The following is a 2,105-nucleotide window of genomic DNA, read 5'->3' as shown; positions in this document are numbered from 1 at the left end:
GGTGGTCGGTGACGTGAAGGGCCGCGTCTGTGTCCTCGTCGACGACATGATCGACACCGGTGGCACCATCTGCGCCGCCGCCGACGCGCTCTTCGTAGCAGGCCGATGTTTTGGCCGGGTGACCTCTTTCCCCACGTTCTACGAGGAGTGAACATGTCCGAGGTCAAGCTCGCCGCCGAGACCCGCACCGAGTTCGGCAAGGGTGCCGCCCGCCGCATCCGCCGTGACAGCAAGGTCCCCGCGGTCGTCTACGGCCACGGCACCGAGCCGGTCCACATCACGCTTCCGGGCCACGAGCTGCTTCTCGCCCTGCGTACCCCGAACGTCCTGCTCACCCTGGACATCGAGGGCAAGACCGAGCTGGCGATCCCGAAGGCCGTCCAGCGTGACGCCATCAAGGGCAGCCTCGACCACGTCGACCTGATCCTCGTGAAGCGCGGCGAGAAGGTCACCGTCGAGGTCTTCGTGCAGACCGAGGGCGAGCTGGCCCCGGGCAGCTTCCTCGTCGAGAACGTGCTGAACACCCTGACGGTCGAGGCCGAGGCCACCCACATCCCGGAGTCGGTCACCGTCTCCATCGCGGGCCTGGAGGCCGGTGCCTCCATCCACGCCAAGGACATCAAGCTCCCCAAGGGCACCACGCTGGCGATCGACGAGGACGCGGTCGTCATCCAGGTCCTGTCGGCGCAGGCCGAGGAGCCGGCCGCCGACGGCGAGACCGCGGGCGACGCGGCCGCCGAGGCCTGATCCCCCGGGAAAACTTCATCTGTGTCAGCCGCCGCTCCTGCCGGGAGCGGCGGCTGCCGCGTATCAAGGACACATGGGAGACACGGACGTGACGACCGACGCCAACGCGCCCTGGCTGATCGTGGGCCTCGGCAACCCGGGCCCCGAGTACGCCATGAACCGGCACAACGTGGGCTTCATGGTGGCCGACCTGCTGGCCGGGCGGATCGGCGGGAAGTTCAAGCGGGCGGGCAAGGCGCAGGCCCAGGTGATCGAGGGGCGGATCGGACCGCCCGGCCCGGCCAACCGCCGGGTGATCCTGGCCAAGCCGATGTCGTACATGAACCTGTCGGGCGGCCCGGTGACCGCGCTGCGGGACTTCTACAAGGTGCCGACGGCGAACATCGTGGCGGTCCACGACGAGCTCGACATCGACTACGGCGTGCTGCGGCTGAAGCTGGGCGGCGGCGACAACGGCCACAACGGTCTGAAGTCCATGACGAAGGCGATGGGCGCGGACTATCACCGGGTGCGGTTCGGCATCGGGCGTCCTCCGGGCCGTATGCAGGTCGCGGACTTCGTGCTGAAGGACTTCGGGTCCACCGAGCGCAAGGAGCTGGACTACTTCGCCGACCGGGCCGCGGACGCGGTGGAGTGTCTGGTGATCGAGGGCCTGGAGCGGGCCCAGAGCACGTACAACTCCTGACGCGGCCCGTGAGGACCCCGGGAACCGCGCACGCGGGCCGGGCGGCGGGGTCCGGTGGTCGACGTACTCGTACAACTGCCGACTTGTCCCCCGCCGGGGTTGACCCAGCGCGCGGCCATGGCCAATGATCCCCGCCATGCGTGCCGTCACCTCACGTCAGAGCGCGTTCGCGGCGCTGCGTTTCGGACAGCTCGCGGCGATGGGCGTGGTCACCGGGCTCATCCTGATCGCGGGCGTGTGGGCCTCCTGGGGCACCGCGCAGCACGTGATGCTGGGCAAGGGCCGGGAGCAGGGCACGATCGCGGTGCGGTCGTGCTCGGGGGACGTCTGTACGGGTCCGTACACGCCGGTGTCGACCGGATCGCGGGCACGGACCCATGTCGTCATCGACGAGTCGGTGGCGGTGGAGAAGGGCCGGACGTACACGGTCACGGTGAAGCCCGGCAGTGACGAGGTCGTCCGCAGCGGACCGGCCGGCCTGCTCTACGCCTGGGTCCCGCTCGGGGGTGCCCTGCTGCTCGCCTCGGTGGTGGTGGCGGGCGGTCTGCGGCTGACCCGCGTGGCCTGGCTGATGGCGGGCACGGGGATGGCCCTGCTGACGGCCACCTTCCTGGTCGTATAGACGGACACGCGGCACGGACACATGAAGGCGCCCTTCCCGCTCGTACTCGTA

At 69.7% G+C, this 2,105-nt stretch carries 3 protein-coding genes and 1 pseudogene; all 4 read left to right on the top strand.

The window, feature by feature from the left end; genetic code table 11:
• A pseudogene (locus ACFXGX_RS43220) lies at window positions 1-103 on the top strand (phosphoribosyltransferase family protein); the annotation flags it as partial.
• A 50-nt stretch (window positions 104-153) separates the two neighbouring features.
• Window positions 154-747 carry a 50S ribosomal protein L25/general stress protein Ctc gene (locus ACFXGX_RS43215; protein ID WP_384803990.1) on the top strand — a complete coding sequence of 198 codons (594 nt, stop codon included), beginning with the start codon at window positions 154-156 and terminating at the stop codon, window positions 745-747.
• Window positions 748-820: 73 nt separating this feature from the next.
• The gene (gene pth / locus ACFXGX_RS43210; protein WP_384803987.1) at window positions 821-1,432 is read left to right on the top strand and encodes an aminoacyl-tRNA hydrolase; all 612 of its coding nucleotides are present in this window, start codon (window positions 821-823) and stop codon (window positions 1,430-1,432) included.
• Between the two features lie 124 nt (window positions 1,433-1,556).
• A complete protein-coding gene (locus ACFXGX_RS43205) occupies window positions 1,557-2,054 on the top strand; it encodes a hypothetical protein (RefSeq protein ID WP_384803984.1) in 498 nt (165 codons plus the stop codon).
• Window positions 2,055-2,105: the final 51 nt, after the last annotated feature.

Origin of the sequence: Streptomyces sp. NPDC059371 (assembly GCF_042751995.1) — a bacterium.
GTDB lineage: Bacteria > Actinomycetota > Actinomycetes > Streptomycetales > Streptomycetaceae > Streptomyces.
The sequence above is the reverse complement of the archived record's forward strand: the minus strand, read 5'-3'. Positions and strand labels throughout refer to the sequence as shown.

Excerpts from the sequence above, each read along its gene's own strand:
- pth (WP_384803987.1), top strand. The coding sequence starts at position 821 with ATGGGAGACACGGACGTGACGACCGACGCCAACGCGCCCTGGCTGATC.
- ACFXGX_RS43205 (WP_384803984.1), top strand. The coding sequence starts at position 1,557 with ATGATCCCCGCCATGCGTGCCGTCACCTCACGTCAGAGCGCGTTCGCG.
- ACFXGX_RS43215 (WP_384803990.1), top strand. The coding sequence starts at position 154 with ATGTCCGAGGTCAAGCTCGCCGCCGAGACCCGCACCGAGTTCGGCAAG.